Source organism: Anaerobacillus sp. ABR4_321 (genome assembly GCF_056158505.1).
In genome coordinates this window covers 1-19,287 of sequence record NZ_JBSWTK010000012.1, presented here as the reverse complement: position 1 = coordinate 19,287, position 19,287 = coordinate 1, and the positions used below count along the sequence as shown (strand labels likewise).

The following is a 19,287-nucleotide window of genomic DNA, read 5'->3' as shown; positions in this document are numbered from 1 at the left end:
CTAATTAACAATCGTCCATTATACAAGGCTCGTCATGATAATCAACTTGAATAGTTAAATGTTCTAAATTTAACTCATCCACTAGATCTTGTATTTGTCTCTTAATGTTGATTATTTCTCTCTTATCAAGTGATTCTTCAACAACGATATGTGTACTTAATGCATGTTGTTCACCATCAAGTGACCAGATATGTGTATGATGTGTAGAAACAATACCAGGAAGAGACTCAATTTTCTGCTTCACTTCTTCAAAGTCCACTCCTTCAGGTACAGCCTCTAGAAAAATCATTAACGTTTTCTTTAAGTTCTTTATTACATTATAAAGCACGTAGACCGTGATCATGATAGAAAGAATAGGATCTAGTATAGGAATATCTTTGAACATAAGAACGATACTCACGATAAATACCGCTACCCATCCAAGTACATCCTCAAGTAGATGCCATGTAACAACCTTTTCGTTCATAGACTTTCCCTGCCGAAGTTTGAAAACAGCTGCACCATTCACAGCAATTCCTAGTATAGCAAGAAGCAACATGCCACCCGCCTCAACTGGTTCAGGATCCAGTAGACGCGGGACTGCTTGCGTCAATATAAAAAGCGATCCTGCTATTAAAATAACACTATTGATCAGAGCTCCGAGTAATGAGAACCTTCTATACCCAAAGCTAAATGTTTGATTACTACCTTTATTATTCGACTTCTTTTGTAAGTACCATGATATTCCAAGCGAAAGTGAATCCCCTAAATCATGAAGTGCATCTGATAAGATCGCCATACTATTTGTGAGAAGTCCACCAATTATCTCAATAATTGTGAAACCAAAATTTAGGAAAAAGGCAGTTTTGATATTTTTTACTGAATGATGATGGTGATGTCCCATCTTATCCCTCGATTCATTAAGATTCGACGTATTTCTAGTCTTTGTAATTATACCTTAGTAGGAGTTTTTTATAACATAAAAAAAGCCTCTTCTCTTGAAAAGACTTTTCATACTTTACCAAATGCCCAGATCCAGTAGGCCACTCCCGAAACTGCACCTATTATTAGTAATATGATAAGTAGTCGAATGTTTTTACTTCTCACGTTCAGGCATCTCCTTTTGATTCTTTCGTTCGGCTTTTTTTTCTTTTCGTTTCAACATATAAAGAAAGAAGCCAAACAATCCAAAAACCACAAAGAAGAGAACCGTCGACATGACAACTAGAATTGAGCCAATGTCCATAGCCTCTCCACCTTCCTGCATAGTAATCTTATCTAACTATACGACAAATAAATAGAAAATGCCCCAAGTACTACCATCGTTATAAAGGGCAGAATAAAAGCAAAGAAAATAACAGCAGACTCTGTTTTGTGCTGTCTAATTTTATTTAACATCATTATTCCCCTCTCGAACATACTAATCACATTATAACTGTGCTCATATGTGCTCGATGCGCGATTTATTGAACGTTTCCTTACTATTTTAACATCTTCTATTTAATCATGGCAGGCATGATTAATCGCTTGACTCAAGAGCGCCATTACGTGTTTATCATCTGGAGAATAATAAATACTTGTGCCTTCTCTACGAAATTTCACAAGCCTTAAATTCTTCAAAAACCTCAATTGGTGCGAAACGGTAGATTGAGACAAATGTAAGCCTTCTGCTATTTCACTAACAGAGCATTCATGATCTGCAAGAAGGTTCAATATCCGAATTCTCGTGGGATCTCCTAGAGCCTTAAATGTTTGAGAAACGATAAATAACGTCTCCTCATCGAGGTCTCCATTCTCAACCATCGTATCCCGTTCATAATTGTCCATATATTCTCCTCCAAACCTTTATATGAATATACGTTCATATAACATCCTTTAGTTATTTTATGTGATACGTAATTCTTCTGTCAAATGGAAGTAAGTCTGTCACGGTTCCTTCACACATTCTTTCTACCTCATGTTGTACTTCGTCGTCTTTCTCTCTTTCTCTGCGTGCCCATATAAATATCATCAAAATAGAATCTATATAAGATTTTATTCACGTTCTCCTTCCCCTCTACTTTCTCATATATTTATTGTCAGTACATAAGTAAATTCAGCCAATAATGCCCCCTATAAAAATGCGCATCCAAGCTATTAACAAGGATGCGCAAAGATATACATGCTGATGTGTTATTATGTTGTTTTTAAAACTTTCTTTGTTTCTAGTATGGTTTTATTTTTAACAAACAAACTTATTTAAGGTAAATATGAAAGGGGATTTACAGCATTTGATTTCTCAGAATTCCACGCCCCCTTATGAAGCTCAAAATGAAGATGTTGACCAAATGAACGACCGGTATTCCCCATATTTCCTAATTTTTTCCCTTTGGAAACTTCTTCCCCCGTTTTAACCGTTCGGTTTCTCATATGAGCATAAACTGTAGTATAGGTTTGACCATTTTGCTTGTGTGTTAAAAATACGACATTTCCATAGGTTGATGAATAATATGATTTAAGCACAGTCCCTGAAGCAGCAGCTTTAATTGGAACAACCCCTCCTTTAGCTATATCTAATCCCTCATGATATCCGCTTGAACGATTACCAAATGAGGATGTCACAGTGGCAGACGCTGGCCAACTGAAACCACTAGAAGTACTAGACTTATTCATTTTATCTTTAGGATTGAGAGATTCTTTTTTTGCATGTTTGGATTCTTTCTCTTTTTGTTCCTCAGCTTTTCGTTTTATTTCTTTTTTAATCGCAATTTTTTGTGCTTCCAATAAATCGTTTGATTCTTCTATATCTTTCAGACTTGTCTCTAACTGTCCTTCTTTTTCTTTGTACTTACTCATTACTTTTCGTTTTTCTTCTTTTTTATCTTCAAGTTCACCTTTTAAAGCTTTAAGTTTATTTAAATCGTCCTCTAACGTTGAAAGAGCTTGTTCAAGAGAATCTGATTTTTTTTCAACCATGAGTTTATCCTTTTTTTGTTCATTCAACAGTTCTGTATCTTTTTCAATGATTGTATTCAGCGCACTAACTCTTTGAATAAAATCAGCAAAACTCTTAGATCCGACCATTACTTCCAGATATTCTACACTTCCTCCACTTTGTTGAATAGACCGAACTCGTTCTTTCAATATTTCATCTCTTTCTTCTATACGTTTTTTTATTTGTTCGATTTCCCCTTTTAATTCATTGATTTTTTCTTGAGTACTTGCTACTTCCTCTTTTATTTTAGTAGTTTTTTGGCTATTTTCTAAAATGGTCCTATCCAGTGCTTCAATTTCGTTTTCAATTTCGTTTTGCTTAGCTGTTAATTTCTCTTTTTCTTTCTCCACTTTCTTTTTTTTACTTAAATTTTCAGATTCTTCTTTTTCAATGTTGTCAACTTTTTTTTCTAACGAATTGGCTAGTGAAGTATTTGGAAAAGAGTATGTAAAAATCAGACTCGTAGTTAAAATTAACAAACACCATGCAGAATATTTTTTCAAGTTTTTTCCTCCTAAATGAATATATGAACATGTAATCATCTATCGAAAAGCAATTGCCTTAATACATTCCACAGTATAACAAGAAACTTTTCGACAAATAAACCTAATTTTCTTTACAAATCTGTTTCAATTAAATTACACCCTGACACAAATTAAGATATGTAAGATGTTCAAAGTTTTGTCATGAATGTTTACGTTTATATATGATAATGTGTTCATATATTCCTTTTTAAGTTTAAGATATTGAGGATCCCTATCATAATGTTTGAGTAAAGTTAATATAATACCTTCCTTTTAGCTAAAAAAGGCAAGCATAACCAAGAAATAGATATAAGGAGGATTTTTGTGTATTATGATGCCCTTGTAATAGGTGGAGGTCAAGCAGGGTTAGCGATGGGGTACTGGCTAAAACAAAGTACCCTTTCTTATTTAATTGTAGATAAACAAGAAAACGTTGGAGATACCTGGGCGAATCGTTACGATTCATTAGTGCTCTTTACACCAAGACAATATAATCAGTTGCCTGGCTTATCATTTCCCGGACAACAAAAGTTCTACCCTTCAAAAGATGATGTAGCGTCTTATTTACAACAATATGCACGTACCTTTGATCTCCCCATCCAGAATCAAACTTGTGTTCAAAACGTATCGAAAATAGATGGTATTTTTTTCGTTGAAACGGACCAAGGTCTCTTTTCATGTCAGAATCTTATCATCGCAACCGGGCCTTTCCAGAAACCGAAAATTCCAGAATTCTCGAATTCTATTTCGAACAATATAGTTCAACTCCATTCTTCTGAGTACAAAAATAGAACTCAACTGCAAGATGGAAATGTACTAGTTGTTGGTGGCGGCAATTCAGGAGCCCAAATTACTAGTGAGATAGCTAGAGAAAGCACCGTTCACTTATCAATAAGTGAGGGACTAAATTTTTTGCCATTGTCAGTAGGAAAAAAGAGTATTTTTTGGTGGCTTGATAAAATAGGCATTCTAAAGGCAACCAAAAATTCATGCGTAGGAAAATTTCTTCAAGAAAGAGAGGATCCTATTTTTGGCTATACTCTTAAAGATTATATACGGAATGAAATTGTTAAAATTCATCCAAGATTAATAAAAGTATCTCAAAATCAATGCTTTTTCGAGGATAAATCAACTTTGTTTGCAAAAAACATCATATGGGCAACAGGTTTTAGGACTGACTATTCTTGGATAAATATAAAAAGTGCCTTTGATAAAAATGGTTTTCCCATTCATAATAGGGGCATTTCACCGGTTAAAGGACTATACTTTTTGGGTTTGCCCTGGCAATACAGACGCGGCTCCTCCCTATTACAAGGTGTCGGAGCGGATGCAAACTTTCTCTTTGAGCATCTAAAGAAAAATTCTTAGATTCTTATCACCATGTAATCTCCATTTGTTAATTTAACAACGTCAGCCTTTAGACCTTTCGCGATATCTCGCATCATTACGGTTAGTTCTTTTTCGTTTTCAGAATAAAGGCAGAGATTTCCTCATGAAAGAATTCGTTCTTTAATAGTAGAGAGGTAAGCTAATGTTTCATAGGATGGCTTCATAGATGATTCGCGTCCCATTTATACATCCCCTTTCAGTTTACTTTTCATTACTGTATGCGATTTTTTGGCACTTTCTAAGAGGGGGCACTTTTCCACTGGTTCTATGAAAGCCTTAATATCAGGTATTAAAGGAACTAATGCGATAATAACTCTCCCCTTCTCATAATCTTTACGAGTAAAATGATACCGTAAATACCTAATGCTCTTGTAGCTTCGAATAACGCAGCTCTTCGTTGGCCGAAATTATCGAGCAAATTCGAAAGTGTTCTTCATTCGGATGAATGACAACAGCTATACATTCATTTTTTACAAGGGTTTCAGCGTTCTCTGTTCCTAACAAGTTGCTGACATAAATGCCATCAACAAACAATTCTGACCCCCTTTACTTCGACATTACCTGGCTTTACAGAAGCGATGTCACCAATGGTCTTCCCTTTTGAAAATCGAATGAGCAAATACAGCACGGAAAATCTCTCAATCATGCTTATACAGAAAGCGTTAGGAAGGTAACTGCTACATAGTTTTTACTTAGAAGGGCTAGTAAAGCGACTGCTCCAAGAGCTGAAGCAATGAATCCCGTTACAAGATGAATCATATACTCATTCGGATAACTAGGGTACTGTCGGTAGTCTTCTTTTAATGTCACAAACCGGGAAACAAAGCCAGTTAAGATCGCTACAAGAATAACTGTCAGATCACTTAAATTCAACAAACTTCCACCATTTATGAAACGGATCACTTCCTGTACTACTTAGGCATTCTTCTAGGTTCAGATGAGAAATGGAATGGCTTCCTTCTTGGCACAGTTGTTGGTTCATTTAGTTTTGTAGCACTGTATGAAATATTATGGAAAGTAAAAGGAAGAATCGCTACGGGAGATTTTCTCTTTTATACTAGTGTAGGTTTTGTTATTATTGAATACTTGCTTTTGTTTGGATTTCTTTGACATCCTGGGTAAATATCCTGTAGAATTATACATAATATATGAACACATGTTCATATATTATGTATAATAAACGAAATGAAGTTGAACGTATTGGTAAACGATGAACACCTTAATAGTACTACAATAGAAGACGACCTTGATGAAGAAACATTATTTATTGTTTCTCAGACATTCAAAGCTTTATCCGATCCCACACGGATTCGGATTCTCCATTTATTATCGCGAAAAGAATGCTCAGTAAGCGAAATAGCAGAAGAATTATCACTGTTACAATCAACAGCTTCGCATCAATTGCGATTTTAAAAAAACCTACGTTTGGTCAAATCTCGCAGAGCAGGAGCATCAATTTATTATTCCCCTGAAGATCAACATGTTTTTTCTTTACTAAAACAATCCATTGATCATGCGCTACATGATTAAGAAGTAGAAAAAGGAGTGGACATTAATGAAAGAATATCGCATAAAAGGACTTTCATGTCCGAACTGTTCCCTGGAATTGGAACAACAAATTAAACAACTAGAAAACGGTGATTCAGCTTCAATCAGCTACAATTCTGGCAAACTGAAAGTTGATGAAAAGGTTAATATAGAACAAGTGGAAAATATTCTTGCATCTGATAACGCCTCTATTATGAAAGAAAGTCACGGTCACGATCACGGCCATGATCATGATCATGATCACGGAAACCAGAAAACTTTGATTCTATTACTTTCTATCTCATCAGCCATTTTCTTAGTTACTCTCTTTATGGAAAATCAAGTGAACACTTCTCTTGTAATCTTCTATCTATTAGCGATGGCATTAAGTGGTTACCAAACATTTCTAAAAGGACTCAAAAATCTATTCCGTTTAAAATTTAACATCGAAACATTAATGACAATTGCATTGATCGGGGCAGTTTCGATTGGAGAATGGAAAGAAGGAACTCTTGTCGCCATCTTGTTCGGGTTAAATGAACTACTTGAAGGTTATGGAATGGAAAAAGCAAGAAAATCAATGGAAAAATTATTGGATATCGCACCAAAAGAAGCCACTATTATTCAGGATGGAATGGAACAAGTCGTTTCGATCCAAAGCCTAAAGGTGAACGATATTGTTTTAGTCAGATCGGGTGAAAAAATACCGTCAGATGGAATGATTGTATCTGGTAATAGCTCCGTAAATGAATCGGCCATTACCGGTGAATCTATGCCTGTTGAAAAGTCATCTGGTGAAGAGGTTTTTGGTGGTAGTATTAACAATGAAGGTGTCTTAAAAGTACAAATCACGAAAGCCTATGAAGATTCTTCACTAGCAAAAATTCTCCACCTTGTGGAAGAAGCTCAAGATACCAAAACTCCTACTGAGCTCTTCATCAATCGATTTTCAAAATATTACACACCTTCCATCATGATTATTTCAGGTATTGTAATGGTTGTGCCCCCATTATTATCTGGAGGAAGTTGGGGAGAGTGGTTCTATCAGGGGTTAGCTGTTCTCATCGTAGGCTGTCCATGTGCCCTGATTCTTTCTTCTCCCATTGCAAATATTTCAGGAATCACATCAAATGCACGGAACGGTATCCTGGTAAAAGGGTCTGTGTTTCTAGAGCAATTAGGTAAAATTGATACCCTGGCTTTTGATAAAACAGGAACACTCACCAAAGGCCAACCTTATGTTCAGGAGTACGAAGCGTTTGATCAGAAAAGCTTTTTCACAGTAGCTGCAGCCATTGAGAAGTCCTCTTCTCACCCACTAGCAAAAGCCGTTATGAAAAAAATTGAAGAATATTCAATTGATCATAAAGAAGCAGATGAAATTGAAACAGTCTCAGGGCAAGGCATTATTGCTCAAGTGGATGGTCAAAAGTACTGGGTTGGCAATGAAAAAAATATAGAACACCTTACAATACCAGTCCAAATTCAACACAAAATAATCTCAATGAAAAAAGAGGGATTGACGCTGGTAATAGTAGCTAGTCAAAATCAAATACTAGGAATTTTCGGTATAGCCGATCAGATCAGGGGAGAAAGTCACTCTGTTGTTAAAGCTCTTCATGAAACGGGAATTAAAAACACGGTGATGTTAACAGGAGATCATGAAAAAACAGCTGAGAAAGTCGCAAAACAAGTAGGAGTTAAACGTTATTATGGCAATCTCCTTCCTGAAGAAAAAGTTGAGATGATTAAAGCCCTAACCAAGCAAGGAAAAGTAGCCATGATTGGGGATGGTATTAACGATGCACCAGCCCTCGCCTCTGCCGACTTAGGAATAGCGATGGGAAAAGGAACAGACAGTGCCATAGAAACTGCTGATATTGTACTGATGCAAGATCACCTTGAAAAACTTCCAGATGCAATTTCAATCGCCAAACGTGTGAACCGAACGATCAAACTAAATATTTCATTAGCACTTGGGCTTAAATTAATTGCATTATTATTGACAGTGCCTGGACTGTTGACCCTCTGGATTGCTATTCTCGCCGACATGGGAGCGACAATCCTTGTTACCCTTATAAGTTTAACAATCCTCTGGCAAGGGAAAAAGAATAAAGGTTACAGTTCAGAAGACGATGTAGAAAGTAACATGCAAACATCTTAATTACAAAGTAACCCGGTTATGTTTTTAATAACCGGGTTTATTAATTGAGATGCACATGATCAGTTTTATAGATTTGGAGGATTCATATGTTTGCCCAGAAAAAACGAACAATCCTGTTATTGATTTTTGGAGTTGCGATATGGTTAAAGACATATATTGTTTATAAGTCTTCTTTTGATTTACCGATGGAGAACCTTCTACAGGAGATCATACTCATATTAAACCCAATAAGTTCTATTCTATTATTAATCACAGTTAGTACGATCTTTAAAGGTAAAATACAAAAGTACGGTTTACTAATTATCGATTTGGTAGCCACCCTTATCTTATACGCCAATGTGGTTTATTATCGGTTTTTCTCCGATTTCATCACGATCCCAGTTCTTTTCCAGACAAACAATATGGGAGATTTAGGTGGAAGTATTTTTGAATTAATTCAATGGCAAGATATCTTTTTATTTATTGACATTCCAATACTAGCTTATATAGTAAGTACAAAAATTACTAATAAACTGATTGTGAGTAAGAAAGAAGCGATGCTAATTTTCGCCAGTTCACTTGTTATGTTTGCTATTAATATTGGACTAGCTGAAATGGAACGACCGCAGTTATTAACTCGGACGTTTGACAGAGAAATGTTAGTGAAAAACATTGGCACGTTTAATTATCATTTATATGATTCGGTAATGCAAACCAAAACAAGAGCAAAAAGAGCCTTCGCAGATAGCAGTGAAATAACCGAGGTAGAAAATTACATTCGGGGTAACAATGTCCCAGTAAATCCTAATTTTACGGCAAAAGCGAAAGGGAAAAATGTATTTGTTATATCGTTGGAGTCGACACAGAATTTTGTCATTAATAACAAAGTGGATGGAAAAGAAATCACCCCTTTCCTAAATGACCTTATTGATCAGAAAGGCACCTATTATTTCAATAATTTTTACCATCAAACAGGACAAGGAAAAACTTCGGATTCGGAGTTTATCGTTGATAACTCAATGTATGGATTACCTAGTGGGGCTGCTTTCTTTACCCATGCACAGAATGAATACAATGCAACTCCTGAAATAATTAAGGAAAAAGACGACTATTCTTCCTATGTGTTCCATGCGAACAACAAAAGTTTTTGGAACCGTGATATTATGTATCAAACATTAGGTTACGATAAATATTATTCCTTAAAATATTTCACCACAAATAATGAAAATTCAATTGGCTGGGGATTAAAGGATGACCAATTTTACGCGCAATCTATGAAATATCTAACAGCTTTACCTGAGCCTTTTTATGCTAAGTTCATTACCTTAACCAATCATTTTCCATTCACATTAAACCAGGAAGATGAAATGATTCCCGAATGGACTTCTGATGATGGCACAGTTAATAGATACTTTACAACGGTTCGATATGAAGATGAAGCGTTGAAAAAATTCTTTAACATGCTTAAGGAGAAAGGCATGTATAAAGATTCGATGTTCGTAATTTACGGTGACCACTATGGTATTTCTGAAAACCACAATAAAGCAATGGGTAAATATCTAGGAAAAGAAGTCACGCCTATGGTGTCTGCTCAATTGCAAAAAGTTCCGTTTATCGTCCACATTCCAGGAGATGAAGGCAATAAAACGATTAATACCGTTTCTGGTCAAGTGGACGTTCAACCAACCCTCTTAAATCTACTAGGAATCAAATCAAATAATCTGCAATTTGGGAATGACATGTTCTCAAAACAAAAGAAAGACTTTGCTGTTTTTCGAGATGGGAGTGTCATAACCGATCAGTACATTTATTCTGAAGGTAAGTGTTATCAATCTAAAAATGGCACTGAAGCTCCCAAAGAAAAATGTGCTCCTTATGTTGAAAAAGGGAAGAAAGATCTAATGTATTCAGATAAAATTATTTATGGGGATTTATTGCGGTTCTACAAAAACTAATCCAGAAATTAAAAGAGGCTGACTAACGACACAATACATGGTGGTTAGGTTCAGCCTCTTTCTTTATTTGATTCAGTTTATTGTCTTTTAAAACGTTTTGATAGTTTCTTTGTTATCTTTGCATTAAGTTAAAAAAACGAAAGGAACATGCATATATAACCTACTCAAGTTGCTATTTCGCCATAAACTATCGAACCCCAAGCATAATCCCCAAATACATACAAATTGGAACTACGGTTCCTACAATAATTACTAAATACGATGGAAAACGTTTAATTGACGCGAAAATATTTAATATCAAGAATAAAAAAGCAAAAGTGAAAAAAATTAAGCTGTCACCGGTGAGTTCCCAGTTTACTTGAATAGTAGGATCAATCGCATTTTGGTAAAATAATTCAAACAACGGTGATACACCATCAGATTGAATAAGCTTATCAACCTGATGCGGAGGGTATTGTTGTCCCATAAATGCCGTTATTCCAAAAACAATCAGTGCATAGATCCCCTCTATTCGTAAGAACCTAGCGATATTTACATTTGAATGTTTTGCCAAACATTTTTTAAGTACCACCCCATTTAAAAAAGCAAATAACAAAATGGGAATGAAAAAAAGATGCTTAAGTAAAAGAGCCTGTCCATAATTGACGACTAATCCATTTGCATATTCTGTTAGAATAAATGCGTTTTGATCGTTGTAGGATTGAATATCGATTTCCATTAAAAAATAACCCGCAATAAACGTTATTGATACACATACAATCGAAAGTGGCGTGAACCACTTAAGAAATGAAGGCCAATTCGTAAAATGTTTTGACCTAAAACCAATCACGAGAAGTATACCAATCCAGATTATAACGGCTAAAAAGTGAACCGAATGGGCAATAAACCCTGTCCAAGGGGTAATGGATGCCGCATGGCCTGCTTTTCCAACACCAAATGCTAAAAAAACAATGAAAACAAGTGCAACTTTAATTAAAGGTTCCTTTGGATCGAGTTTAATGATGGCTAATAATAAAAATAATAGAACTGCCAAAATCAGGGTGAAAAGCCACGCTTGACCAATTTCAAATGTAAACAAGACATTGCGAAAGCTAACCCACATTCCTACATTGTTAGATAAAATTAAACTAACACGTAATAACGGTCCAATAGATAGGATAGGTATCAAAGCTGTACAAATCAATAATACAGGTTTTGATACAATAACCTCTGGTCTATACTTTTTCGGAACCACTAATACCAGTAAAGATCCAATCAAAACGGAAAAACTTAAATACAATAACAATTCTGTTATAACTATCATATCAATCGCATCCTTCAAAATTCCTATGATTTATTTCGAATAATCCTGTAAAAAAGATAAACAGCAAACAATCCTAATATAACAACAAGCCATAAGGTGATATTAGAAAGAGGTAAAGATAGCGCAGTTGTATTCTTCTCTTTATCATCGTTAATGGTTACCGTATTATCTTCTTCAGTTGATTGTTTGGCATCAGCATCATGCTGATCATTTTTTTTTGCTTCATTAACATCTTTTTCATTAGACTGAGTGTTCTCTCCACTTACTTTAAAAGAGTAGCTTTCTTTGACTAGATGCCCGTCAGCACCAATAATTTCAATGTCGACTGAGTAAGAACCATTTAACAACGGTTGGTTAAAGGTACCAATCATTTTACTCTCCTCTATTTGAAGGCGGTCAGGTTTCATTTGATCCCCAAGTTCATTAGTTAGGGTGATATTACTTCCGTTTTCTACTTTTGTATTAAAATCTAACTCAACCTTCGTCAGTGGTTCGTATATTACTTCACCCTCCTGAGGATTAGATGCTTCTAAAACAGAATGAGCATTAGTAACTGGACTGTATATAAAATATAGTATAAGGGCTAAAAATATTGTTTTTTTCAATGGGCATCTCTCCTTTTCCTCTATCTTATCAATTAAAGAACATTTTTCCCCTTCTGTTCACACAATTTATAAATATTTAGAGCTTTATTATTTGATTTCCTTTCTGTTATCTAACTCGTAATGTGTGGAGCTCGCTGATTGTACATCTAAGAAATAAGTCAGACCTAATTATGCTAATTCATCGGCTTACTTTGACAGGTAGAGTAAGAAAGCAGTATACAATTACTCCCCTACCATACCGTCCTTATCCGCATCGTGCATATAGGGGTATAACCAATGATCACTTTTTATTGGCATACTGAAACCTGCTGCTTTTGCTTCTTTTATCGTCACCTGGCCATTACCATTCGTATCAACACTAGAAATATTACCGTTTGTGTTTGAACTGGTTGAATCAGAAGACTCACTTCCTGTTAGACCGAGTGATGAATTTACTTCATCAGGGTTTACATTGTCAAAAGTATCAACGCTCTCGTTATAAGTACCAGTTTGAGAGACCACTCATGCATGTCTGTTTCATAATTAGCATACTGGAATGCAAAAGGGTACACAAAAGATTACGATCCTGAGTCTTGAGGAAGAAGAATTGCTTCCGCTGTTATGGGAATGGTATCCAGTACATAGGCCCTTTGATTGTGATTTAGGCGAACAATTATGTCCCCCACTACTATCAGTGCGTCCGGAGTGTACGCTGGCGATTCGGATATGTGATAATTGCTTCAAAATTAGTAGCTCCACCTGCGCTACGGATTCTGTCTTCCAAATAAGCTATTCTGGACTCTGTTTTAAATGTTAGTAAGTACAATCAAAACGATTTTTCCACAGTTTACCCCAATCTTAGCTTCCTTCTTTGTATTCTCATTGCGAATCAATAAATTGGTGGTATGAAGCTTTGCATCTATAACCCTTCATTTCCGCCTATACAAGGATCTGTATTTTGTATTGCGGAAAATTTCTGACTCATTACTAACTATAAAACAATCCTGAAAATTCATACGGAAAATTTTAAATTAGGTGCAAATACCTTCCTTTTCACTATACAGCTCAATTGAAAATTTGCATAAATAATTATTGCTTACAGAGAAATTCATACTATTCTGTGGTATAATTGTTATATAAAAAGAAGGCGGTGAGGTAATGAACACACTATTGCACATTGCAGATTCAGCTATTATGTATCGAAGAGGAAAACAAACTGGTTTGGCAGGGTTAATAGGGATTATTCTTACATTAGTAATAGCGTCTAACTGGGATAAGGTGCTCCCTGTTCTCGAGTTCTTACATATCGTTTCATTGTTAGATTCAATGGGCTTAATCGTGGAAGGAGCACCAGAAATGACCTTCCTCCGCATTGTCATGGCAGCCTATTCTCTTTCAATCTCTGCTATGGTATTTGGCACGATATTAATAGCAATCATTTTTACGTTCGTAATTTTCACTCACAGTGAAGTATTTACTAAACTCATCATCGGAATAGCATTCATTGCCTTTTTTCCGTTTGTATTACTCTACTGGACTGGGTTACTTATTCAATTCACTATAGATAGAAAGGAAAAAAGAAAAGATCCGGAAGGATATGCCGAAAGAAAAAGGTTAGAAATTAATAAAGACGTTATAGAGTATTTTATTAATGCTGGAGTTGATGAGGAAAAAAAGAGGTTAGAAAAAGAAAGAGATAAGCAATTCTATCGAGTTATTAGAGGTAAAGAGCCAGACGAAAACATGCCAGACATGGACGAGAAATTTCAGGTTAAGAATAATGTCCTCACCTTTGATGAAGCTTACAATAGACTCAACAGATTGCCTACTCTAGGAGATTACTTCTTTATCTTAGGGGTAACCTATGAAAGAGAACTTTGCATCCTTATTCCTAAGCCAGTAGCGCCAAGATGTTTAGCATATGGAGAGGAACCAAATTGCTTTGTTGGAGAAAAAATTAAACTCACCGGTTCTTTTGTTGAGGGAAAGTTTCTCTTGGACAAAAAGAAAGAGTACGTTAGAGAGGTTGAATATCCAGATACCTCCTTCACGAATAATCGTCCATTTATTCCAGATCTTCATGAATTTACTTATTTTAAGTACGATAAAATTGAGATGTTTATAGACCTATCTCGCGCTAAGCAACTTCATCCGAAACTTAAGTTCTATCGTGATTATAAGCACTACCAACATTTTGTAGAAAGACAACAGAGCGATTATTTTTCAGGTAAAAATCATTTAAAGCAAGCACTCATGGATGCACCGAATGAAACCGAATTTGATCACCATCTATCGGAAATAAAGAAGTACAATGCAAGCAACGAAGGTGCCGTTCAATACATCTGGGAACAAGAACAACAAGCTAAGTTAGCTGAAGGATGAATGAAATGGAAAGAAGAGACAATGAGCTTTTAGAATTACTTAAGCAACATTCGCACGCTATAACTACAGTTCGTAATTGGGACCTTTATGCAAGTGAAAATTATCTTCCCAAATCAATTACGTTGATCAAACGATTTGGATCGTGGAATAAGTTAAAGGACTTGCTTCTGTTGCCTAATAAGCGACAGCGGGAGAGATTTACAAGAGAAGAACTAATAGAGATAGGAAAACAACACAAAGCAGAGTTTTCTACAAAGCGAGGATGGGAATCTTTTGCTAAAAAGAACCACTTACCCTCACCACAAACCTATATAAATGAGTTCAAAACTTGGAACTGTACCCGAGAGGCGATCGGTTTACCGGCTGCTTCAAAGGTTAGGAAAAAAATTTATACCAAAGAAGATATAATTGAAAAATTAGAAGCGAATATTGAACATTTTACTAGCCGGAATAAATGGGATGATTTTGCGAGGAATAACAATGTTCCTTCATACAGCACAATCTCAAAACATTTAACTGCAGAAGAAATAAATCATTATAAAAAAAGAAAGCGCCCCAAGCAATGAAAGCTTAGTGCGCTTTTTCTATATTGTTTATCATGTCCCAAGCTGATGTCTTTACTGAATAGATTTCGTCATCATCTGAATGTGCTGTGCCACCTTTTACGAAACTAAGCATCATACTTACTTTTCGACCATCCTCATAATACAGAGTCACCTTTGACTCATCTTCTTCAGTTCCGAATGCTCCAGTTAACGGAGTATATTTGACCTCACTTAAAGTATCGTCTCTAGATATTCGGGACATTAAACGTTTGGCCACTAATTCTTTATTAGGTTCATCATCTTTAAACAGATCTTTAGAAATGGTTTCTGTATCAAAGGCTTGCACGAATAGTTCGGTGTTTTCCATTAATACTGTGGCAAACAAGAATTCAACGACGCCTTTTTTTTCTTTATATCTTGCCAAAACCTCTTCATTGGGATGCTCTACAAAATTCCCTTCAATGTCCTCAGCGTTAACCCATTTATTAATAGTGGCTTCTTGTGCTTCTATATTTTCTATTTCTTTCATAATGTCATTCTGCGTGGATTTATCAATCGACAGAAGTTCCTCTGACTCGTATACTAGTATTAAACCAATAACAAGGATGAGAAGTCCTGAACAACCAATTATGATATATTTTTTCATACTTCCCCCTCTTAACAAACTTTACCTTTTAAGGGTTTTATTGTAAATTTCATCAAAATGGCACTACCAATACTGGGTTTAAAGATGCAGATTTTGAAGCGTTCCATGCGGGTTGGTGAACCTCAAAATGCAAATGCTTTCCTTTTGAACCTCCAGTGTTTCCCATATCACCGATATAGGATCCTTTTTCTACACTTTGTCCCAAAAATACAGCTCGATGTGTCATATGCGCATACAAGGTTTGATATTGCTTTCCGTTAACGTTATGTTCTATAATTACACATTCACCATAGGAATTTGAATAGTATGAACGAACCACCTTCCCACTTGCAGATGCGACGATTGGGACTTTTCCAGTTCTGCCCCCGCCACCTATGTCTACTCCAGCGTGTAAACTCCCCCACCGGGGTCCATAGCCAGAGGTTATCCTCCCAGTTGTGGGACGCATGAATGCACCACTGGTTGCAGGAGGTAAATTTCCTTCACTTGGAACATAAGTAGCCTGGGATTTAAACTTGTTGGCATTCCTCATAACTTTATCAACGTACCATGAAGCATGGTTATAAGAGTATATGGATTTTCGTGCATCTTTTGAATAGCCACTTGCAGAAAGATAATAGGCTGCTGAATGAATCGCATCCTCTATATCCCAGGGATCAGCCTTACCGTCTCCATTAGCATCACGACCATACCCATTATATTTTTTTATCATGGCGGGATCGGTTTTAATACTGTCGGGTATAGAGGCATTACCTAGCCCACCTACACACCCAGAATACCCCCATCCTAACCAAGTACATTTCATAAAGTAGAGTAAGAACCCAGCGCCTTATCATGTCTCCATGACAGGTTTCCGTGAACTCCTCCCCGAACCGTACGTACACCTCTCGATGTATACGGCTCTCCACTTATCAATCTAGTTTACCGTTATGCAAATCGACGTGGCAGGTCGTGCATAATGCCATGGTTTTGCGGTTTCTTTCAATCATTCGCTTTTCCCATCGCTTCCTGCCTTTTAGGTCTTTTAGCTTTTTTATGTGATGTATTTCGAGAGGGATATTTTTGGTACCGCACCACTCACATTCACTTGCTAATAACCTTTCGATTAGACTCGTCCTGCTGTAAATATTATTTCGTTCCGTAGGGATGATATCAATTTCACTCCGCTTATTGAGGGAATGGCTTTTCTTGAAACCATCTTTGTAGAAAAATGATACTTTAGAACCTTTAGAGGTGTTGTACCTTACTCCAAAATGACCATTTACCTTGTATTTTCGCAATATCTTTCTAACGCTAGATTTATATTTGTTAGCGAAAGTTTTGTACATGCTATATTCCATGATGTTTTTAAAACCATCGAGTTTGTAGACGTTATTTGCTAACTTGTAATAATTATATAAACCTCTTATTTCTGCGTTGTATGTTGTTAAAATTTCAAGGTCATCATTTTGGAGAAGATGAGCGCGGTGCGTCGATTTCCATTCTCCGGTATGTGGGTCTATTTTTAACGCCTTGTAGTCTAATAGTTTGTTACGCCAAACATCATGCGGTAGAAGAAGCTCACAGCTCATCGTTCTAGTTCTTTGCTTATGTCCACTAGCCGTAACTTTTGTAGTTAAATCATCATGACTGATTTTAACATCATATCCGAGAAACCTAGCTCGGTCTCCTGAGTGAGTAATTAATGTCTTTTCTTGAGATAACTCGATTTTTAATTCACTCATTAGAAAATCCGTCAAATCATCTTTAACCTGTCTACAATCTTCTTTACTACCGATAATTCCAATCAAAAAATCATCCGCATATCTTGTGTATTGTATCCTTTTATAGGATTCATCCATCGGGTCCTTGTATGGAAGTTCCATCATGTGTTTCTTAAGGGATTTTATTTCTTCCCTGGCTTCGTTCTTTTCCCTTACAGTCATCTCAGTCCATTTTTCTTTGTACCTCTTTTTGGCTTTATAGAGTCTATTTTCCCTTGCTCTGTACTCCTTATTTCTGTGTCGAGACTCTCCTTTATCAAAATGTTTTTTGTATTTTAATACATAGTTGTCAAATTCATTAAGATAAATATTGGAAAGAATAGGACTGATGATGCCTCCCTGTGGTGTACCACTAAAAGTTGTATGATACTTCCAATCTTCCATATAGCCAGCTTTTAAAAATTTCCACATGAGATTAATAAAAGCTTCATCCTCAATTTTACGCTTCAAAATATTGATTAGTATATGATGGTCTATATTATCGAAGAAACCTTTAATGTCACCTTCAATAAACCATTTAGCACCTGTGAAGCGTTCTTTGATTTGAAAAAGGGCTGTATGACAACTTTTTTGAGGTCGAAAACCATGGGACACATTGGAAAATGTGTTCTCATAAATTCCTTCAAGGATGAGCCTTACAACTTCCTGTAAGAGTTTATCTTCAAATGATGGAATCCCTAACGGACGTTTTTTTCCATTTTTCTTAGGGATATAGACCCTTTTTGATGGTTGCGGTTGATAGCTTTGATCTTTCAGACGTTCTATTAAATTTTCAATACGTTTTAGACTCATACCATCTATGGTTTTACCGTCAACACCCTGTGTCATATTGCCTTCCTTGGCATATATTTTTGAGTATGCTAGAAGGTAAAATTCTACATTATACAGGTTTCTATAGATTCTACGGAATTTATAGTCTTGACGAGTTGTCTGTTTCGCTAGATTGTCTAACACTATTTTTGGACTTCTCATAGAGCCTCACGCTCCTTTCCAATTTGATGTCAGACGAGATAAGCTGTTCTCCTTCGCCATGTGGCAAGCTTTCCTTACCTCGGACTACTACGAGAACTCCGTTACCTTATTGGATATTCAAGCACCTCGTGCTATAGCTTTATAGCTTTCCAACTTAGGTAATCACCATTTAGTTACATATAAGAACTGGCATGTTGTAATGTCGGATACGACTTTCGTCCTTTTTCCCTTATTGGGAACGGTCAGCCTTTAGACCACCTGAATACTATCTACCAATTATATAGTACTCAATAAGAATAAGTATGCAATTACCTTACCCTCTTTAGCTGTATAGCGTTAATAATTACCTTCCGCTATAGATGGGCCATTAATCCCCTTGGACTATCGTTCAAGCAGTTTAGCTTTTATCCTTATTTACAACTATTCACCTTGCCATTCAGTCGTATCGCGGTAATTCGATAACTTATGGCTTTCTCAACATGCTACACTCCCCGATATTGGTTTCCCTCACGGATAAGTTGAGTGGTGACAAGCGATTGTGGTCTGGCTTGCTCCCTTGCCAAAGAGAGATTTCTTATATGACCTTATGGTCGCACCTGCA

18 protein-coding genes and 3 pseudogenes are annotated in these 19,287 nt (G+C 36.1%); 6 read left to right on the top strand and 15 right to left on the bottom strand.

Going from position 1 to position 19,287, the window contains the following annotated elements; all coding sequences use genetic code 11:
* Nucleotides 1-4: 4 nt before the first annotated feature.
* From ACXADT_RS21835 to ACXADT_RS21820, 4 genes are all read right to left on the bottom strand, one after another.
* Nucleotides 5-883, bottom strand: a complete 879-nt coding sequence (locus tag ACXADT_RS21835) for a cation diffusion facilitator family transporter (protein ID WP_474834961.1) — start codon at nucleotides 881-883, stop codon at nucleotides 5-7.
* Nucleotides 884-1,075: 192 nt separating this feature from the next.
* Nucleotides 1,076-1,225: a hypothetical protein gene (locus ACXADT_RS21830; protein WP_474834963.1), complete on the bottom strand. Its 150-nt coding sequence runs from the start codon at nucleotides 1,223-1,225 to the stop codon at nucleotides 1,076-1,078.
* Nucleotides 1,226-1,479: 254 nt separating this feature from the next.
* Nucleotides 1,480-1,806, bottom strand: a complete 327-nt coding sequence (locus tag ACXADT_RS21825) for an ArsR/SmtB family transcription factor (protein WP_474834965.1) — start codon at nucleotides 1,804-1,806, stop codon at nucleotides 1,480-1,482.
* A 411-nt stretch (nucleotides 1,807-2,217) separates the two neighbouring features.
* Nucleotides 2,218-3,456 (bottom strand): murein hydrolase activator EnvC family protein, encoded by a 1,239-nt coding sequence (locus ACXADT_RS21820; RefSeq protein WP_474834967.1) that lies wholly within the window; start codon nucleotides 3,454-3,456, stop codon nucleotides 2,218-2,220.
* Nucleotides 3,457-3,801: 345 nt separating this feature from the next.
* Here ACXADT_RS21820 and ACXADT_RS21815 point away from each other — a divergent pair, with 345 nt between their 5' ends.
* Nucleotides 3,802-4,845 carry a flavin-containing monooxygenase gene (locus ACXADT_RS21815; RefSeq protein WP_474834969.1) on the top strand — a complete coding sequence of 348 codons (1,044 nt, stop codon included), beginning with the start codon at nucleotides 3,802-3,804 and terminating at the stop codon, nucleotides 4,843-4,845.
* On the opposite strand, the pseudogene ACXADT_RS21810 reads toward ACXADT_RS21815, so the two are convergent.
* The 4 genes and pseudogenes from ACXADT_RS21810 to ACXADT_RS21795 all read right to left on the bottom strand — a co-directional run.
* Nucleotides 4,842-4,952: pseudogene (locus tag ACXADT_RS21810) on the bottom strand (capping complex subunit for YIEGIA); the annotation flags it as partial. The gene ACXADT_RS21815 and the pseudogene ACXADT_RS21810 overlap by 4 nt on opposite strands.
* Before the next feature lie 96 nt (nucleotides 4,953-5,048).
* Entirely contained in the window at nucleotides 5,049-5,156 is a 108-nt protein-coding gene (locus ACXADT_RS21805) for a hypothetical protein (protein WP_474835902.1), read from the bottom strand.
* Between the two features lie 70 nt (nucleotides 5,157-5,226).
* Entirely contained in the window at nucleotides 5,227-5,400 is a 174-nt protein-coding gene (locus ACXADT_RS21800) for a hypothetical protein (RefSeq protein ID WP_474834971.1), read from the bottom strand.
* 114 nt (nucleotides 5,401-5,514) lie between these two features.
* Nucleotides 5,515-5,739, bottom strand: coding sequence for a YIEGIA domain-containing protein (locus ACXADT_RS21795; protein ID WP_474834973.1), 225 nt, complete (start codon nucleotides 5,737-5,739; stop codon nucleotides 5,515-5,517).
* 312 nt (nucleotides 5,740-6,051) lie between these two features.
* On the opposite strand from ACXADT_RS21795, the pseudogene ACXADT_RS21790 reads away from it, so the two are divergent.
* From ACXADT_RS21790 to ACXADT_RS21780, 3 genes and pseudogenes are all read left to right on the top strand, one after another.
* Nucleotides 6,052-6,396: pseudogene (locus ACXADT_RS21790) on the top strand (ArsR/SmtB family transcription factor).
* Nucleotides 6,397-6,421: 25 nt separating this feature from the next.
* Entirely contained in the window at nucleotides 6,422-8,557 is a 2,136-nt protein-coding gene (locus tag ACXADT_RS21785; protein ID WP_474834975.1) for a heavy metal translocating P-type ATPase, read from the top strand.
* Nucleotides 8,558-8,643: 86 nt separating this feature from the next.
* Nucleotides 8,644-10,491, top strand: a complete 1,848-nt coding sequence (locus tag ACXADT_RS21780; protein WP_474834977.1) for an LTA synthase family protein — start codon at nucleotides 8,644-8,646, stop codon at nucleotides 10,489-10,491.
* A gap of 187 nt (nucleotides 10,492-10,678) precedes the next feature.
* Here ACXADT_RS21780 and ACXADT_RS21775 read toward each other — a convergent pair whose 3' ends face one another.
* From ACXADT_RS21775 to ACXADT_RS21760, 4 genes and pseudogenes are all read right to left on the bottom strand, one after another.
* On the bottom strand, nucleotides 10,679-11,794 hold the full coding sequence (locus ACXADT_RS21775; protein WP_474834979.1) for a copper resistance D family protein: 1,116 nt from the start codon (nucleotides 11,792-11,794) through the stop codon (nucleotides 10,679-10,681).
* A gap of 23 nt (nucleotides 11,795-11,817) precedes the next feature.
* Complete coding sequence (locus ACXADT_RS21770; protein WP_474834981.1) at nucleotides 11,818-12,399, bottom strand: copper resistance CopC family protein; 582 nt, start codon at nucleotides 12,397-12,399, stop codon at nucleotides 11,818-11,820.
* Nucleotides 12,400-12,621: 222 nt separating this feature from the next.
* Nucleotides 12,622-12,876 (bottom strand): annotated as a pseudogene (locus tag ACXADT_RS21765) (DNA/RNA non-specific endonuclease); the annotation flags it as partial.
* A gap of 45 nt (nucleotides 12,877-12,921) precedes the next feature.
* Nucleotides 12,922-13,137 (bottom strand): YHYH domain-containing protein, encoded by a 216-nt coding sequence (locus ACXADT_RS21760; protein ID WP_474834983.1) that lies wholly within the window; start codon nucleotides 13,135-13,137, stop codon nucleotides 12,922-12,924.
* Between the two features lie 399 nt (nucleotides 13,138-13,536).
* Between ACXADT_RS21760 and ACXADT_RS21755 the strand changes: the two genes are divergently transcribed.
* Together ACXADT_RS21755 and ACXADT_RS21750 are read left to right on the top strand one after the other, a co-directional pair.
* Nucleotides 13,537-14,760, top strand: a complete 1,224-nt coding sequence (locus ACXADT_RS21755) for a hypothetical protein (protein WP_474834985.1) — start codon at nucleotides 13,537-13,539, stop codon at nucleotides 14,758-14,760.
* A gap of 5 nt (nucleotides 14,761-14,765) precedes the next feature.
* Nucleotides 14,766-15,326 (top strand): hypothetical protein, encoded by a 561-nt coding sequence (locus ACXADT_RS21750; protein ID WP_474834987.1) that lies wholly within the window; start codon nucleotides 14,766-14,768, stop codon nucleotides 15,324-15,326.
* 4 nt (nucleotides 15,327-15,330) lie between these two features.
* Here ACXADT_RS21750 and ACXADT_RS21745 read toward each other — a convergent pair whose 3' ends face one another.
* The 3 genes from ACXADT_RS21745 to ACXADT_RS21735 form a co-directional block, all read right to left on the bottom strand.
* Nucleotides 15,331-15,951, bottom strand: a complete 621-nt coding sequence (locus ACXADT_RS21745) for a hypothetical protein (RefSeq protein WP_474834989.1) — start codon at nucleotides 15,949-15,951, stop codon at nucleotides 15,331-15,333.
* A gap of 52 nt (nucleotides 15,952-16,003) precedes the next feature.
* On the bottom strand, nucleotides 16,004-16,756 hold the full coding sequence (locus ACXADT_RS21740; protein WP_474834991.1) for a M23 family metallopeptidase: 753 nt from the start codon (nucleotides 16,754-16,756) through the stop codon (nucleotides 16,004-16,006).
* Nucleotides 16,757-16,862: 106 nt separating this feature from the next.
* The gene (locus ACXADT_RS21735) at nucleotides 16,863-18,686 is read right to left on the bottom strand and encodes a reverse transcriptase/maturase family protein (protein ID WP_474831686.1); all 1,824 of its coding nucleotides are present in this window, start codon (nucleotides 18,684-18,686) and stop codon (nucleotides 16,863-16,865) included.
* Between the last annotated feature and the right edge of the window lie 601 nt (nucleotides 18,687-19,287).

Coding starts and splice junctions, on each gene's coding strand:
- ACXADT_RS21780 (WP_474834977.1), top strand. CDS start 8,644: ATGTTTGCCCAGAAAAAACGAACAATCCTGTTATTGATTTTTGGAGTT.
- ACXADT_RS21835 (WP_474834961.1), bottom strand. CDS start 883: ATGGGACATCACCATCATCATTCAGTAAAAAATATCAAAACTGCCTTT.
- ACXADT_RS21750 (WP_474834987.1), top strand. CDS start 14,766: ATGGAAAGAAGAGACAATGAGCTTTTAGAATTACTTAAGCAACATTCG.
- ACXADT_RS21735 (WP_474831686.1), bottom strand. CDS start 18,686: ATGAGAAGTCCAAAAATAGTGTTAGACAATCTAGCGAAACAGACAACT.
- ACXADT_RS21830 (WP_474834963.1), bottom strand. CDS start 1,225: ATGGACATTGGCTCAATTCTAGTTGTCATGTCGACGGTTCTCTTCTTT.
- ACXADT_RS21785 (WP_474834975.1), top strand. CDS start 6,422: ATGAAAGAATATCGCATAAAAGGACTTTCATGTCCGAACTGTTCCCTG.
- ACXADT_RS21755 (WP_474834985.1), top strand. CDS start 13,537: ATGAACACACTATTGCACATTGCAGATTCAGCTATTATGTATCGAAGA.
- ACXADT_RS21740 (WP_474834991.1), bottom strand. CDS start 16,756: ATGAAATGTACTTGGTTAGGATGGGGGTATTCTGGGTGTGTAGGTGGG.
- ACXADT_RS21745 (WP_474834989.1), bottom strand. CDS start 15,951: ATGAAAAAATATATCATAATTGGTTGTTCAGGACTTCTCATCCTTGTT.
- ACXADT_RS21775 (WP_474834979.1), bottom strand. CDS start 11,794: ATGATAGTTATAACAGAATTGTTATTGTATTTAAGTTTTTCCGTTTTG.
- ACXADT_RS21825 (WP_474834965.1), bottom strand. CDS start 1,806: ATGGACAATTATGAACGGGATACGATGGTTGAGAATGGAGACCTCGAT.